Raw genomic sequence first — 15843 nt, 5'->3', positions numbered from 1 at the left:
TATGGTCGTTGTCAATATCCACGACATATTTGAAAATAGGGCGAGGATTGAAAATTAGGGGATAATTTCTTTCTGCCCACTCGGCGGCAAGGTCAGGGTGCGTAGTCGCCAAGTCATTAAATCCTTTGAGCAATGTATATCCACTACAATACGGACATCTGCTCCCACCGGAACGGGTTGAAATAAGAGTGTGCCACTCGTTTCCGCAATCTTTGCATTTCCACCAAGCCTTACTGTTTGCAAAGGCTGTCACCATTGTAGGCAGCAACGGAAGATTTCTGTCAGACCATTCAGCAGCAATATCGGGATACTGTGAAGCAAGGTCATTGAATCCGGCAAGGACTTTATTATGTGAGCAGTATGGACAGCCTGTGCCGTTTACCGTTCTGCTTTTAACGCTTGCTTCCCATTCGTGTCCGTGTTTACATTTCCAAATAATCTTCTTATGAGAAGCGACAGATACCTCGGTAGGCTTTAATTTGTTCTTTTTAGACCACTCCTGAGCCAACAGGGGCTTCAATGTGGCTAAATCATTGATACCCTCTATTACTCTCGCTCCTGAGCATATCGGGCATTTCTCGCCCTTTGAACGAGCTTTGACGCTCGTTTCCCACTCGTGTCCGCAAGCACCTTTCCACCACACTCTTTTATTTGAACCGAAGGTTATCTTATCCGGCGTTAGCGGTAAGTTCTTCTCTGACCATTCAGGAATAAGCTCCGGATGAACGCTTGCTAAACTGCCCGTCATAGTACAACCACCCCTTCCTTTGTGATTATCCCAATTATATTGAGAAAATCGGGATTGGTGTAGTTTGCGAATAATAAGAAAGACCTTGGGAGAAAATATCTCTCAAGGTCAATAAGTGATTCCTCAGTTAGAATTTTATCTTTCCTGTCGGGCAATAAGAGTGGTTACACTATAATAAATCATCACTAAACCCGCACTTAAAATTGCCCCGCCAATAATATCAGTAATCCAATGAACACCGGATATCAACCTGCCAATTACCATAAAAGCAGTAAATGCAATTAAAGCAAAGGCAAATGCTCTTTTCATTTTTGTATTTCTAATTCTACTGTTTAGCTGCATAACAGCTGTCGGCATAACACACATAACAAGCAAGGTTGTCGATGATGGATACGAAGCTTCAAGAAAACCGTTAATCAATACCGGGCGGTAATTGACAACATAAAATTCAAAAAACAAATATGCCGCCATTACAACAATATAGAATGCTCCCAACACCAAAATACTGGAATCGACCTTGAATAAGCTTTTTCTTTTAATAAGCTGTATAAGTCCAAGCAACGCAAATCCCAAAATAAAGCAAAGCGGTATCAGTCCTAACCAGTCCGTAACGGTATATATTGCCATATGCACACCTGTCAGGCTGTGGATAAAGCCGTTCAAGGTTGCAAATCCAACAGAAGAGTTTTGTGGCCCGATGGGCTGAACATCAATAAGGCTTATTGCCACTGTCCACAAAATAAATAACACTACCATTGCTATTCCTGAAAGCAATACTTTTTGACTTTTTTCTTTTTTCATTTTTATCAATCCTTTGCCATAATTATTTGGCTTTCGCCTGTTTACAATATAGGTGGAATGAATAAAAATGAAAAGAATTTCACCGTCACATTGGCGACACGCTTCGTATCATCGCCATTTTATCAGCATCAGAGACTTTATCGCCAAGAAAACAAAAGTGAAAAAGGCTGCATAAGGTTGAAGTGTTATCATAAATTCTATTGTAGCAACTGTGCTTAACACAATGGATATTTGATGTTTGTGTTTCAACCAAAACACTGCTTCATAATTTTGTAGAGCGAGAAGCAAAACACCTGTAAGTACAATTCCAAATACAATAATTAAATACGGTATTTTGATATACTGCGGGGTACCTGTCAGCGAAAGTAAAGATACCTCTTTTATAATCTCATCACCCTTTTGTCCAAAGAAAGGCAGAAACAGAAACATAATCAAACTGCAATCGAGTAAACCAAACACTAAGTCTCTTGTATGTTTTTCCTTTTGCTTATTATCCTCGTCAGCAATTTTAAGTATTTCTTCACCGGACAATAACTCATCTATTGACACTGAAAAAAACTTTGAAATTGCTTTTAATGACTCGATATTGGGAACTCCTCTGCCGGATTCCCACTTAGAAATTGCAGTGCGAGACACAAATAACGCTTCCGCAAGTTCTTCCTGCGTGAGTCCTTTTTCTTTCCTCAACTCTTGTAATTTTTCACTTAATTCCATAATAAACATTCCTTTTGCACTCAGATACGAATGTATCCTTTATTAGAAATGGGCAATCCCACTATGGGACTGCCCATTCATTCCGTAAATTATGCGATTTTTTAGTCTCTGCACCGTTTTTAGCACCGATTGGTGTAAATTTGGTGTAAAGAGGTAAATTTATTCGGTTTGGAAAGTCCCGAAACCCGCATAAATACTGGGGTTTTCTTACTTGTCGTTCGGTAAGGACTTCATTGTCGGGATAAGATTCCTCACATGGAATAGCTGTGTAGAAGCCCTGTTAATACTGTGCTTTGCTTACAGGTCACATTTTCCCGTGTGTGATAACTCTGTACATTTCCCTGCTGAAAGCATACACCATAGTGGTGCTCCAAGTGGTGTATGTGGTGCAACTCCAACCTTTCGCACCTCCGAAAGATTGTAGTTAATATTATAACAGTAGAATCTCAGAATTTCAATGGGTTTCAGGTCGTCCCGTAAGGAATCCAGAAAAAAACTTCAATACTCTGCTTACATTCACTCTTTATATTGTGCCAGTCTAAAGCGTGGTTATAAACGGATATGCAAAGTTCAATCCCGTACTACGCCACGCCGTTAATCCTCTATCACAAGACAATTTACCTTTCCACTGAACGCTGTACAGGCATCTATGGCAATAATTCCGGACCATAATAGGGAGAGAAGTCCGCATCTTCTCCAAACTCGGTCCCCTTGTGTTCGTATTTGCTATGGCCATACGATGTATGCCAGTGTCCGCAAACAATGGTCTTATTCTCATCTGCGGTCTGTACTGCATCCATGCCATTGAACCATCTTGCTTGATTCCATTGCTCACGGTCTGCTTCTCTCCAAGAAGAAATATAGCTGTAGCTTTTATCCCTGTTCGGAATGCTTGGTATCCAGCCATGCGTGAAAACATAGTGTTCCGTCTCAAAGTAATCAAGCATCGCTTGGATAATCTCTTTGTAAAACGGTGTGTCTTTCGCTGCATCGGCAAAATCATAATGGCGTATAGATGCCATCACTGGATCAAAGCCCGTTAACTGGAGTGCAGTATCATAAGTTCCGTTTGATTTGTGATAGCTATATGGCATCCCTGCATCCGTGGTCACAAGCTCCACAAATAGGTCTTCATGGTTTCCACGAATGAGAATTATCTTGTCTTGCTCCATCTGCTCCAATATGAACTGCTGAAGCTGTTTCGCCTCATGCCCTCGATCAAATAAATCTCCGAGCATGATTAACTTATGAGGAGTTGTATCGGAAAAGAAGCCTGCCTTTTCCAAAGCAGACTTCATCTGCGTATAGTATCCGTGAACATCGGAGATAACATAGTAGCGCATAATCCCTTATTCTTCGCCTCTGTTTTCCTTGGATAGTCTGTCGGCCAGAATCAGCTCTTTCATCTTAAAGCAAAGCCATTCATCAATGGTCAGATCAAGCTCGGCAAGGGCAATCACCAGCCGCTTCATCTCATTCTTATCAATTCCAAAGTCAATGCTAATTGTATCGTAGTTCTTCGGAAGCTGCAAGATATATCGTGCCTCGTTGCGTTCATATCGCCTGAGTAATTCAGGCTGATCCTCAAAAAACTCTCTGACGAAATCGTTCATGACTGCGCCATCCCTTTTTGAGTACGAAGACTGACGCCCTCAACTAACGAGAATACTGCTGTATTCTTCTCTTCCAGAAACTCGCCGGATAAAACATATGTCTTTGAAGTGTCCATCTGGTTTGTCCGCATGATTCCATGAACAAATTGCTTGCTGTTGATCCTCATGACGCATCTGTGATCGGTGAACAGTTTCAGCGGAACTCGGAAAGCCATCACATCATCCTCATCACAAGGGAAAACGCTCAAAGAATCATGGCTATCTGAAATTTTAATTGAGACATGGCTCGGCTTTCCCAAGGCTTTTATAACGCCCTTGCCGATGCTGATACAGCAGCGAGCGCCTTGCAGCGTCATTTCGATTGGGTACATTCTATCCTCATTCGTTGTTTCGGACATCATCGTCACCTCCATTTCCAATAATCGTGCCAAACAAAGTCTCCCGTTTCTTCTCCTGCTCCTGCATACTGATGGAAGCAGCCAGCTCTTCAGAAACCGTAGCGGGAACAGCGCCTCCGCTGGTGTCCATGTATCCGGATAGTGATTCGAAGCTGCTTCGTTGCTGAAGGGCTTCATAATCCGAATAACTCCTGCCCAACTTCATGCGGATCTCATCAGGATAATATTTAACAATGCGTTTCTTCATTTTGCCGGTGTGCTTGTCAAAGTACTCCTCCGGCAGCGGATCAAACATAACAGCGGATGCAAGATCAAATACCAGAACCAGCCCTCGCTCAGAATTGGCAAGCCGTCCATAGATCTTGTACCGACACTCCTTGTTCCAGTTCATCATCTTATAAATGCTTTGGACATATTCCGGGCAGGATATAGAACGGTTGACCCACTTATCTTTCTTTAGTCTTGCCCATTCAATCGAAGAGATTTCTTCTTCCGCACAGATGGCCACAACCATTCGCTTTTTATTCTCACTGAGCATAGGAAGGACGTGCTGTACTCCCTCAAACAGCCGGATCGCTGACATACTAAATTCCACTCTGTTTGCACGAATACTCACAGCCGGTTTCTTAATCATGGAGAAGAACATTTTGGGCGGAACAACATAGTCATCGAGAGATTCAAACTCGATGGCATTTTTCTTGCCCAGTCGTTCTTGAACCAATTGATGAATCAGCTCCTGCTCCTTGGGCGTGTACCCTTCGGTTTTATCTCCCGTTATCGAGCTTTCTGCATCAGCGAGAAAGGAAAAATTATCGTTATCCATATTGTCCTCCGGTTACATTGCCTCATAGATTTGTTCTAATTCATCTTCAAGCTCTCCGTGTGTAGGGATTACTCCTATAAAAGGGTTCACTACTTTTGTACCATGGTTGCGAATATCTGCTGAAGACACCGCATCAAGGACACGCCCTCGTTGCTGTTTGATCTCATAACTGACACCAACTTGTTTCTGCCAGTTCTCAGGGTAAGCGATTCCTGCCACCAAACCAGCCGCACCGTCACACTCGCTTTCCTTATAGGGAATGTACTTTACGGTTGAATCTGAGGTGTCCATAGCATCAAGGTGCTTTTTATCCTTTCCAACCAAGATCTGCGGTTCATCAAGAAAAAAGAAAATGATCCTTTCGCCACCTCTAACACGGGTCACACCTCTGAATCTGAATTTATACTTTCTCATCCAATCGAGCTTATCATAGACGGCGTTTGAGAATGCGGAAGTACATAGTTGAAGCCCCGACTTTTTCGTTTCGTCCCATAGCACCGCATTGGGGTTTGTGGCATTGCAGCTTCGTACTGCGATTACTTCCAGTACCGGGTGGTACAAGAACTCTACACATTTCTGCTGCCCAAGTTTTTCCCAACAGACTGCATTCAATTTCATACTTCTTTGCGAAAATGTAAGCTGCGGATCACTGCGGGTCATGAACATGACACCGGGTGCAACCCGGTAATCATTCAGCGTCATGGAAACGACATTGCTGTGTGTTCTGCCGTTCATGATATTTGCCCGACGCTGAAGCTCGCAAAACTCATCCTCGTTGTAAACTTGGCGTGAAATATCCTGAAAAGCCCGATTGTCGATGCCGCTCCATGTCGGGGAGATACTGACGAAGCCTTTCAGTGCTCCACTATCGATCACATAAACATCCGGGACACTTCCGAACTTGTATCGGCTGGCTCGCATCATATGTGCTGCTCTTGCAATTTCAGGAGATACAATTCCCTCATGGTAATGGGGGATGTAGGCTCCTTCTCTCAGACCATCGTTTTTCGCCGTCACTTTTTCCTTATAGTCAATGACGACCCTTTTCCGAACCTCAAGATCACCCCAACGCCGTTCATTCTCCATAATTGCTTTCACCATTGAGGCTGTCCATTCGGTACGGCCTCGAAGTGTTGGCCGTTGCTTCTCCGTCAACACCTCTGCGATTTCTTCCGCTGTGTACCCACACAGCGTAGCAAGGAAAATATACTTAACCGTCTTCGCCTCTTCTTCCTCGATGATGAAACCGCCCTCTATTGTGTGCCGTAAACCGAGCAGATCGGATAGCGGAAACTGTCCAGTGCAGATTCTTTGATCATAGGATAGGATCATGCGGCGACTTTTATTGCCGGATTCCCACTCTGCAAAAAGGCCTTGCATCTGGAGCCTTTCGTTGATGTTCGGGTCCAGCGTATAAAGGTCCTCCGTTTCAAAATACACGCCGACCGGGTTTGACGGATTCGTCGTTCTTAGTTTCCGCACTTCCTCAATCAGGTCAGAGATGTTACGGGCAAAACGAGACACACTGGCACAAACGATCAAATCCATTTTCTTCTTCGACGCATCTTCCAGCATTCGTTTGAACTCTGGACGCCATTTTTTCGATGTGCCGGATTTGCCCTCGTCACTGTATATTTCCGCCAGATCCCAGTTGGGCGTTTTGGCAATCTTCTCTGTATAGTACTTTGTTTGGTTTTCGATGGAGGAGACCTGCTCCTTGCTCTTCGTACTCACACGGGCATAAACTGCAACACGCTTATGCTCTGCATCTCGAATAGTAGGCGTTGGTTTTGCTGGACGGAAAATAGTCTGCGGCGGAACCGTATAATGCTGGATTCTCTTCTTCGTTTCATACCGGTAATATTCTCGGTCAGCATCCTGCGGACGCCACACCGGAAGCCGCTGGTCTACGATTTCTTGCTCATCGCCTCGGATTTCCGATTCCTTGTTTTCATCCTTTGCCATATCCTTATCCGTCCTCCCGTAAGTTTGTGATGGCAGAAACCACTCCATTCAACCACTTCTGGTGGTCAGGCGGATTCAGATAAATGTAGTCTTCAGCCATTTTTATCAGTGCCTCACGCTGCTTGTCTGCGTTGAGAATCGTGTTGATGTTGAACTGGTCATCGTCGGTTATGATGTCTACCCGTTCTTTCAGATTAAAGATGAAATGGAGCCAGTAGCAGAACTCTCGTGTGTTTGCAGTCAAATATCCTTTGGTTTCTGCAAAAATCAGATTCACTTTTCCATCTGCACAATCCCGCATAAGCCGCAGCATCTCAGGACGCTTGGCCGTTTCTTTATAACCGGTGATGTCGATATAAACATCCACGAGTGTGCCATCCTCAAAATCACCAAACCGTCTTTCAATCGCATTTCGATGAAAGGCTCTTATCTCACGCTCATTGCGCAGATTCAGTTTTGCCCGCTTTACATAGCCACCGATTCGGAAAATCCGCTCTGTATCTGTGCTCACACTCATCGTCTTTGCTTCTTTCCTTCGTTCCAAACATAATCCACGAAGATATCCCAATTGTTCATGACCTGCATATAGACATCGACTTTGATTTCCTTCGTGCCCCGATCTCCGCACCAAGGTCCGATGACAACTTCCCATTCACATTTACTGCAATAATAGTAGAAAAGAGAACGGCGCAACTCCTCAGCGAATGCTTCTTTCTCTGTGCATTTCAGCAAGAGCTTCCGTACTTCTTCTCTGAATCTCCCATGTTCAAATATGTTAAATGGCCGAATCTCATGCCCACTCATACTGTGATAGTAGGCTTTCCAAACCAAGTTCTCCATCATCTCATCTCCCGGTAAACATCATTGGTTATTTGGGCTTTGGCAAACTCCAGTACCAACTTCCGCCAGAACGGTAAGTTGTGACTTGGAGTTCTTTTTTTGCTTTCTCAACAGTACGGCTTCCAACGCCTATATCAGCAAGGCCGGCATACACTTCTTTTGCCGGACGATCCTCATGCTCCAAAAGCTGAACCAGTTTTGCACGAGCTCGTTCCCGCTTGGTTGTTTTTACTGTGATGCTGTCCATGAGTTCTGCGGTATTCAGATCATATTTGCCGTGCCATACGATTCCGCCATGCTCTTTGAACGAGAAAGCAATTGCAGGTCCTTCCGGAGCAAGGCTCGATTTTATCGGATACATGTATCGAATGTCAGGGCGGCTTTCATCTCTTGAGATCATGAGCACACTTCGTGCAATAGCAGCAATGTCGATAGAGCCAAGCCCTCGATACAATGATTTGCTACTGCCGCCTTTGTTCATGTGACCGATGAGAATTACAGCGCATTTGTTGCGGTCTGCAATATTTGCCAGCTTCCGCAGAACAGAGCGCATCTTGGTGGCACTCTGCATATCTGCATCAGGCGGGATAAATGCCTGAATGGGGTCGATAATAAATACACTGGCGTGTGTGTCCTTGATCGCTGTTTCGATTCGACCGTCCTCCAGTGTCAATGCAATGTCGTTGTCTATGATATAAGCTACTCGTTCACAATCCGCTCCGGCCTGCTGGAGACGGGGCTTTATTGTATCTGCAATACCGTCTTCAGCACACTGATAGATCGCAACGCGCTTTCCTTTAACAGGAACACCATCCGGCATAGGCTGTCCTGTCGTAATTCTTGCTACGACATTCAATGCAAATGTAGATTTACCCTCACCGGGATCGCCTTGGAGCACCGTCAGCTTCCCGAGCGGTATATAGGGATACCATAGCCATTCAACCGGCTCAGTTCGGACATTTGCGTAGTATTGGTAAACGGAACCTTCCATTCTAACCTCGCACATTTCTCAAATCAGATAGGGATCATAAGTCACTACTATTATTATAGGGTGGTGACACATCTGCTTCCATCGCCGTTTCGGCAATAACCGCTTTTCACTGAGCCATTTTGGCAAAAACGGTGTCCAAGCTCGCACTTTTCCTGCTTTTAACCTCGCAAAAGGAATGCTCACAAAAGTGCGTGCTGCCTTGCGACCTTAAAAGAAAGAGCACCGCTTTTACGGTGCACTTTCAAGATACAGAGGGCAAAGCTCCTGTCACTTTGCACCTCTCTGTTTAGATTTTCTTATTCCCTGTATGCAGCTCTAATAAGGCAATTGCATCCTGTCTGGCTCGTTCGTCCGCCTGACGCATAGCGCTTATCATTGCAGCTTCTTTTTCGGTTATGCTCGTGTCAACGACCTCATCATTTCCAATTAGACAATCAACTGAAACGCCGTACAGCCTGGACAGCTTCAGAAGAATATCGATGGATGGCTCTCGTTTGCCATTCTCATAACGGCTGTAAACAGATGGCAAGCAGCACAGATAGTCTGATACCTCTTGTACTTTGAGTTTGCGACTGACTCGTATTTCTTTTAGGTTCATGTATTCCTCCGCATTCCGAGATGGTGCGAAGTGACACGAAGCATTTACCCCTGTGGAATATGATACTACCAAAACGGTATCTGGTCAACGAGCCATTTACCGATACGGTAGTACATTGCATTCCGTTCCGGTAGTATAATTTAATATAGTATATTGGAAGGAGGTCGTGCCTGTGAACATCAAGGATATTCGCACTCGCAAGGGTCTTACACAGGCAGAAGTGGCCTCCGCATTGGGCGTATCCTCCGTGGTTTACTCCCGTTATGAAACCGGCTCCAGGCAGCCTTCCATTGACATTCTGATCCAACTGGCAGATATTTTTGGCGTAACAGTTGACTACCTGCTGGGAAGGCAGGACATCGAGGACTCTACACTGTCTGAATATGAACTCAGCTTGTTGATCGCATCACGAAAAGCTGATGAGCGAGCAAAGCAAGACGCACTCAACATGTTACTTGCCCATGCAGTAAAAACGAATCAAAAGAACTAAGAGGAACTGCAAGTCGCAGTTCCTCTTTTTAGTTTCCATTGTTCTTTTGAGCAAAGTATCGCTTCCGAAGATGGGCAACATCCCTTTGACTATCCGAATTTATAAATAGGTTTGCCTTAGCGAAGGCTTGCTTGATTTCTGTGGCAAGCGCAATCGGGTCTTTCTGCCGTATCACAAATAACTGTATCCTTTTCGCTTTGCACAGGAAGTGAAGAACCTCCGCGACTTTGGCTTCTCTATCAGTGCCTTTTTGAGAAAAGGCAAACGCAAGCCGCAGTTCCGGGATAACTGCATCGATCCGTGCCCCAATCATTTTTTCGTCGTCTGTGCGTGTCGCAAGCCCATATTGCTTTGCATACATCGTTACAAGCAGATATGGCAGCTCCTTAAGAAATACTTTCTCGCAGTAGATGCAGCCGGCTCCTCCAACTGCGCGGTGAAACACTTTATCCTTCCATTCATGCCCGCAAATGCCTTTCCACCAAACTGGGTATTGTGACAGTCTTGATATCTCTGTGGGCTTTCTTATGTTTTTGGCAGCATTCCATTCCTGTGCCAGCTCTGGGTCTGTAGTTGCCAAATCGTTATAGCCGGGCAACAAAGCGTTTTTCGTGCATACCGGGCATTTTAGCCCATGAACTTTGGATTTGATTACCGCCCTATACTCATGTCCGCAGGTACTGCACTTCCACCAGACATTTTTGGTGGAGCGCTCGTTGAAATCTTCCGGCAATAATGTGCCGTTTTTTTGTGACCATTCCAATGCGAGCTGCGGATGGAGCGAAGCTAAATCATTGAATCCCTTCAGCAATTTTATTCCGCTGCAATAAGGGCATTTGCTTCCATAAGCCCGTGTAGATATGAGCGTAAACCACTCATGGCCCTGTTCGCATTTCCACCAAACTTTCCGATTTGCATAAGGCGTTACCTGTGTTGGCTTGAGCGGTGCGTTTCGAGGCGACCACTCCTTTGCAACCTGCGGCAGTACAGTTGCAAGGTCGTTAAATCCTTGAAGGACTGCGTTGTGCGAACAGTAGGGGCAACCAGCTCCCCTGACTCGATTTCGGATTTCTGCGCTCCACTCATGTCCGCAAGCTCCTATCCAAAGCACTTTCTTATGAGAGCCAACACCGATCTCTGTTGGTTGGATGGTATTCTTCGGCGACCATTCTTTCAGTAGTTCCGGTTTCAAACTCGCAAGGTCATTGATACCCGCAACGATTCTGGCGTTACTGCAAATCGGGCAATTCTCGCCGCTTGATCTTGCCTTTGCGCTGGCCTGCCACTCATGGCCACAACTGCCATGCCACCAATATAGTTTTTTAGAACCATAGGTTACATCATCCGGTGAGATGCTGCCGTTTCTTTCTGACCATTCAGCTACAAGCCAAGGTTTCTTATTTGCCAAACTGTTTTCCATACTGTTGCCGCCCTTCCTGTGTACTGCTAACAGTATAGGAAAAATCTCAAAATAAGAGAAATGTGCAAAAAGAGAAATCCCCCTGCAATCGCAGATTTTGCGACCGCAAGGGGGAGAGAACCATATTATACATTTGCCATTTGCTTAGCTCCGGTTTTCAAATATGTTTCAAAGGCTGTGATTTCTCGTTTCTTCAGGTCGTTCGTGACCGTCACATAAATGTCGAGCGTGGTCGTTACATCGGCGTGACCAAGCACAGACTGCACGACCTTGACATTCAGACCGCTCTCGCACATTCTTGTAGCGAATGTATGCCGTAGCACATGGCACGAGAACTTAGGCAGAAGAACCGGATCGGAGTCTACGCCCTTTTTCTCAAGAACTTCGCTGTTACAATCGCGCATGATCCGTTGCAGAGCCTTATTCAGTGTGCCTTGATGCTGCACCTCGCCGTTCCGATTAACAAACACGAAGTCTGAATACCCCTCAATGTGGCTGACACTTTTCATTCCGCACTCCTCTTGGAATTCCTTTTCCATTAGAAATGCCTGCTTCACACCTTCGGTCATGGGAATTTCCCGAATACCGGCTTTTGTCTTAGGTGTATTGATGGAGAAGTAGCAGCCCTTCTCATCTCTGTGGTTGTAGTACACCAGCGTATGGTTCACGCTGATGATGCCGTTTTCCATATCCACATCGCACCAGCGCAGACCAGTGATTTCCCCCACACGCATTCCGGTGTTCGCCATAATATAAAAGACAGGATACCAGTGCTGGTATTTGGGAGTTCTGGCCAGATAACCAAGAAACAATTCTTCCTGCTCAAGGGTCAAAGCCTTTCTTTTCTCGATTTCCGAACCGTGCGCCATTTTGATTTCCCGAAGCATATTGGCCGCAGGGTTGCTGCGAATCATATCGTCATCGACGGCTATCTGAAATACTTGGTGGACAATATTATGGATGACATCTACCGTAGACGGCTTCAGGACCTTATCGTCGATGAGCTGGTTATAGAATCGGCGCACATCCGATTTTTTCACCTGTACCAGCTTCTTCTTTCCGAAAGTTGGCTTCACAAACAGCTCATACATATAAATGTAGTTTTTCATGGTGCTGTCCTTGATGCCTCTTTTCAGTTGGCACCAAAGCTCATATACATCATTCACCGTGACATTTTTGATATTGGCTTTGATGCCGTCATGCTGGTCAACAAGGATCTGTTCCTCCTGCTCCCGGAGATCTTCCAATGTTGCAGCGTATATGGTATTACGTTTTCCGAGCTTGTCTGTCCAGCGGTACATATAGCTGCCGGTTTTTCTCTGTATCTCTCCGGTGCGTAGCCTTACATGGTGGCTATCAAAGCGAACGGTTGTCTGCCGCTTTTCCTTCTTTTGAAACTGCATAGTCTTCACTCCTTTGCTTTCGCTTTTCTCTTGGCACCATTAAGGATACATAGAGACATCTCGTTTTCCAATGTTGCGAATCAGCCCATATCAAGCAAATCGCATACTTGACTCATACAGAATAGGCCGACTCAAGGTATTCATCGAACTTTTTCCGCTTGATCATTCTTCGGTTTCCGACCCAGATAACATAGTTGCATTCGGGCTTATCGGTCATATCCCGCAGCTTCCTCACGCCGATACCGCTATATGCGGCAGCTTCTTCCAGACTAATGGTAATGCGCTCCCAAACAGGAACGAGATTTTCTTTTTCTGTTCGCGTCATTTATTCCGCCTCCTCGTGTTTCCGGAGATAGGTCACATATTCACTTCTGTTTCGGAACTTGTACCATCTCCAGTTGTATTCCTCCGATTTGAAAAACGCCTTACGGATCGCATCATAGAAATGCTGAATAGCTTTCATGTTGATACCGGGGGTCAGCACCAAGTCGCCGACTTTGATGGCAGCAAGGTCTTTGTGTTCTTTTCTCCACGGAGTATAGAGGAAGGGCTGTGACATCATACCGTTATAGATAGCCTCATCGATAGCTGTGTTGGGATTCAGCCACTTATATAAGCAGATGATCACTTCCTCGACTCGGACAGCGTTCAGGCCCTGCATATTCATCAGGTCGAAAACACGCATATCAAGGATCTGCTTCAGGGAACGGAAGCCCAAATCGCAAAAGTAATCAGCGACGACCCGATCATCTTTTTCGAGCCACTTTGTCGAGCTGGGGTTGATGTTTATTTTGTTGTTCATGTGAATCACTCCTACCGGGTTTTATGAGATTGCCCTCTCACTTTCTCTTTGCCGAATTTTTTTGCGAGATTCCCACAGTTTTTTGCTCGTTTCCAAAATATTTTTCGGAAGCAGAAGAATTTGGAGGAAAGCGGCATATTCTTTGGAATGAATTCTCATGCGCTATTGACAAAACTATCATCAGGATGATATAATGTGGTTGTATCATTACAATGATAACGGAGGCTTCATATTATGAGCGTCATTCAACTGCTTCATGGAACCGACCACATCATCGAGGTTCCGGATATTCATATTGGTAATCCGCACAACGACTATGGCATGGGTTTCTACTGTACCCGCGTCGATGAAATGGCTCGTGAGTGGGCCTGCAAAAAGAACACAGACGGTTTTGTCAACAGCTACGACTTTGACACGGAAGGACTGAAGGTGCTGAATCTGTTGGACGGAACGCATACGGTCCTGAACTGGATGGCTCTTCTGCTTCAGTTCCGCACCTTCAAGCTGGACTCCGAAGTTGCCGTTGATGCAAGGGACTATCTTATTGGTCACTATTCAATTGATTTAACCGGCTTCGATGTTGTGATCGGCTATCGGGCAGACGATTCCTATTTCCAGTATGCAGAGTCCTTTGTGTCCAACACCTTACCGCTCAGAAGTCTGAACAAGGCTCTAAAGCTGGGCAAACTCGGTGAGCAGACGGTTGTCATTTCTCAAAAAGGCTTTGATCGGCTGCACTTCGTGAATGCTTATCCGGTCAGCAAGAGCGTCTATTACCCCAAGTTCTTGGATAGAGATACCAAAGCGAGGGATACTTACCGTAAAGAGATCAAGAAAAGCAAATCTTACCGGGACGACATCTTCGTGCTGGATATCTTGAGGGAGGAGATGAGCAACGATGACCCACGCATACAGCGAATCTTATTTGAATAATGCCAAGGATCGTCTTTCCTCTTTCTTCGACTATGCGATCAACGACTGCAAGCTAAAACCGGATTGGATCACAGCACTCTTCATCAATACCGGCTACGCCGAACAGTTTGAACGAGGCAACCCCGCCTATGTTGCAGGGATGTCCGGTGTTGAGCTGGCCCGTGCGGTCATCACAAAGGCATACGGTCCAAAGGAGCTGCCAGCACCAACCAACGCAGAGGACTGCTCCCCTGAATATTGGGCCGGTTGGGCAGTTGCAGAGTACCAATGGTTTACTGGCCGTCGTTTCAAGGATATCTTTGAGCGCATTCCACTTTCCAAGATCATTGGGATGTATTCCGTTTACCACGAGATGGACATTACAAGTTTCATCGATACCATGGAGGAACTCTATAAAGCAGCGGAAGGCGATTCCAATCTGAAGCGCATCCGTGAAAACCGGGGCTTATCTCAGGCAGAGCTTGCAGAGCAATCCGGCGTGAATCTGCGCAACATTCAGATGTACGAACAGCGGGTCAATGGCATTGACAAGGCGCAGGCAAACATCCTCTACAAGTTGTCCCGTGTTCTCGGCTGCAATGTGGAAGACCTATTGGAAAACCCCATGATGTGATTTCATTCCTGCACCTGCTTCGGCAGGTGCATTTTCTATGTCAAACCGGTCGTATCGTTCCTATTTAACCTACGCATTTCCTAAAATTTTCTTAAGCGCCTTCAGTGCATCATCCCTTTTTCTATAGATGCTCGTCTTGGGCATTGCGTATTTTTCCACAAGCTCCTTAACCGGTATTGGGGATTCTGTGAAGAAAAAATCCTGAATGATGGCCCGCTCTTCCGGGGCCAACATTTTCAGTGCAGTTCTGACCCGCTCAACATCCATACGCTGCATGACCGACTCCTCTACATTGCACTCTGTATCTTCGAGAACATCTTCTCCATAGATTTCAGACTCTTGAAAGGTCATGGTGCTGTAAGACATGACTTGGAACGGTGTTTCGGCGTCTCGGCTTCGGATGTACTGCTTGCGATGGCAATCCTTTTTCAACTCTTTGCTGACTTTTTCATTGCACTCCATGAAAATGATAGAGTCGTCTTCACTACAAGCCTCAAACTTTCCAAAGACGATTTCCCGATTCTTGCCTTCATCCGTTTCTCTCCATGCCGCATACTGGCGATAATCCATGATCAGCCAATTGTCCTGTGCTTCAATCGTGGGGTCCTTCTTTACCAAAAATGTTCTTTTCATTACTGTGATCTCCTTTGAATTTTTGAATTTGGGTGAAAGTCAAAAATTCGGAGATCAC

General features: G+C 45.4%; 20 protein-coding genes. 3 read left to right on the top strand and 17 right to left on the bottom strand.

The annotated features are described in order from the left end of the window. The 12 genes from QZ135_RS22190 to QZ135_RS22135 all read right to left on the bottom strand — a co-directional run. A partial coding sequence (locus QZ135_RS22190) for a zinc-ribbon domain-containing protein (RefSeq protein WP_294614707.1) occupies window positions 1-748 on the bottom strand: 748 nt, incomplete at its 3' end. A 135-nt stretch (window positions 749-883) separates the two neighbouring features. Then, window positions 884-1549, bottom strand: a complete 666-nt coding sequence (locus tag QZ135_RS22185; RefSeq protein ID WP_022156502.1) for a phosphatase PAP2 family protein — start codon at window positions 1547-1549, stop codon at window positions 884-886. 108 nt (window positions 1550-1657) lie between these two features. Continuing rightward, window positions 1658-2263, bottom strand: a complete 606-nt coding sequence (locus QZ135_RS22180) for a helix-turn-helix transcriptional regulator (RefSeq protein ID WP_003525258.1) — start codon at window positions 2261-2263, stop codon at window positions 1658-1660. Window positions 2264-2910: 647 nt separating this feature from the next. Further along, window positions 2911-3606: a metallophosphoesterase gene (locus QZ135_RS22175; protein ID WP_294614703.1), complete on the bottom strand. Its 696-nt coding sequence runs from the start codon at window positions 3604-3606 to the stop codon at window positions 2911-2913. A gap of 6 nt (window positions 3607-3612) precedes the next feature. Continuing rightward, window positions 3613-3876, bottom strand: coding sequence for a hypothetical protein (locus QZ135_RS22170; protein WP_294614700.1), 264 nt, complete (start codon window positions 3874-3876; stop codon window positions 3613-3615). After that, entirely contained in the window at window positions 3873-4277 is a 405-nt protein-coding gene (locus QZ135_RS22165) for a hypothetical protein (RefSeq protein ID WP_294614698.1), read from the bottom strand. The genes QZ135_RS22170 and QZ135_RS22165 overlap by 4 nt, the downstream gene beginning before the upstream one ends. Beyond that, window positions 4255-5097, bottom strand: a complete 843-nt coding sequence (locus QZ135_RS22160; protein ID WP_294614696.1) for a hypothetical protein — start codon at window positions 5095-5097, stop codon at window positions 4255-4257. Before QZ135_RS22160 ends, QZ135_RS22165 begins: the two co-directional genes overlap by 23 nt. 12 nt (window positions 5098-5109) lie before the next feature. Then, window positions 5110-7062 (bottom strand): recombinase family protein, encoded by a 1953-nt coding sequence (locus QZ135_RS22155; protein WP_294614694.1) that lies wholly within the window; start codon window positions 7060-7062, stop codon window positions 5110-5112. Between the two features lie 4 nt (window positions 7063-7066). Beyond that, window positions 7067-7579 carry a recombinase family protein gene (locus tag QZ135_RS22150; protein ID WP_294614691.1) on the bottom strand — a complete coding sequence of 171 codons (513 nt, stop codon included), beginning with the start codon at window positions 7577-7579 and terminating at the stop codon, window positions 7067-7069. Beyond that, window positions 7576-7905 carry a hypothetical protein gene (locus QZ135_RS22145; protein WP_294614689.1) on the bottom strand — a complete coding sequence of 110 codons (330 nt, stop codon included), beginning with the start codon at window positions 7903-7905 and terminating at the stop codon, window positions 7576-7578. The genes QZ135_RS22150 and QZ135_RS22145 overlap by 4 nt, the downstream gene beginning before the upstream one ends. 25 nt (window positions 7906-7930) lie before the next feature. Continuing rightward, window positions 7931-8893 carry an AAA family ATPase gene (locus tag QZ135_RS22140; RefSeq protein ID WP_294614687.1) on the bottom strand — a complete coding sequence of 321 codons (963 nt, stop codon included), beginning with the start codon at window positions 8891-8893 and terminating at the stop codon, window positions 7931-7933. Between the two features lie 286 nt (window positions 8894-9179). Then, a complete protein-coding gene (locus QZ135_RS22135; RefSeq protein ID WP_294614685.1) occupies window positions 9180-9491 on the bottom strand; it encodes a helix-turn-helix transcriptional regulator in 312 nt (103 codons plus the stop codon). 172 nt (window positions 9492-9663) lie between these two features. Here QZ135_RS22135 and QZ135_RS22130 point away from each other — a divergent pair, with 172 nt between their 5' ends. Then, the gene (locus QZ135_RS22130) at window positions 9664-9981 is read left to right on the top strand and encodes a helix-turn-helix transcriptional regulator (protein WP_294614683.1); all 318 of its coding nucleotides are present in this window, start codon (window positions 9664-9666) and stop codon (window positions 9979-9981) included. 28 nt (window positions 9982-10009) lie between these two features. Here the strand turns inward: QZ135_RS22130 and QZ135_RS22125 are convergent, their stop codons facing one another. From QZ135_RS22125 to QZ135_RS22110, 4 genes are all read right to left on the bottom strand, one after another. After that, entirely contained in the window at window positions 10010-11401 is a 1392-nt protein-coding gene (locus QZ135_RS22125) for a zinc-ribbon domain-containing protein (protein ID WP_294614681.1), read from the bottom strand. 125 nt (window positions 11402-11526) lie between these two features. Further along, window positions 11527-12804 carry a tyrosine-type recombinase/integrase gene (locus QZ135_RS22120; RefSeq protein WP_294614679.1) on the bottom strand — a complete coding sequence of 426 codons (1278 nt, stop codon included), beginning with the start codon at window positions 12802-12804 and terminating at the stop codon, window positions 11527-11529. A 112-nt stretch (window positions 12805-12916) separates the two neighbouring features. Continuing rightward, window positions 12917-13129 carry an excisionase gene (locus QZ135_RS22115; RefSeq protein ID WP_016413785.1) on the bottom strand — a complete coding sequence of 71 codons (213 nt, stop codon included), beginning with the start codon at window positions 13127-13129 and terminating at the stop codon, window positions 12917-12919. Then, on the bottom strand, window positions 13130-13606 hold the full coding sequence (locus QZ135_RS22110; protein ID WP_016413784.1) for a hypothetical protein: 477 nt from the start codon (window positions 13604-13606) through the stop codon (window positions 13130-13132). A gap of 234 nt (window positions 13607-13840) precedes the next feature. On the opposite strand from QZ135_RS22110, the gene QZ135_RS22105 reads away from it, so the two are divergent. Then, window positions 13841-14539 (top strand): DUF3990 domain-containing protein, encoded by a 699-nt coding sequence (locus tag QZ135_RS22105; protein WP_294614675.1) that lies wholly within the window; start codon window positions 13841-13843, stop codon window positions 14537-14539. Further along, entirely contained in the window at window positions 14532-15152 is a 621-nt protein-coding gene (locus QZ135_RS22100; RefSeq protein ID WP_294614673.1) for a helix-turn-helix transcriptional regulator, read from the top strand. Before QZ135_RS22105 ends, QZ135_RS22100 begins: the two co-directional genes overlap by 8 nt. Window positions 15153-15221: 69 nt before the next feature. Here the strand turns inward: QZ135_RS22100 and QZ135_RS22095 are convergent, their stop codons facing one another. Then, window positions 15222-15785, bottom strand: a complete 564-nt coding sequence (locus QZ135_RS22095) for a hypothetical protein (RefSeq protein WP_294614671.1) — start codon at window positions 15783-15785, stop codon at window positions 15222-15224. Between the last annotated feature and the right edge of the window lie 58 nt (window positions 15786-15843).

The sequence above is a fragment of the uncultured Bacteroides sp. genome, assembly GCF_905207245.1.
Lineage (GTDB): Bacteria > Bacteroidota > Bacteroidia > Bacteroidales > Bacteroidaceae > Bacteroides.
Note: the sequence above shows the minus strand (reverse complement) of the source record. Positions and strands in the feature narration are given on the sequence as shown.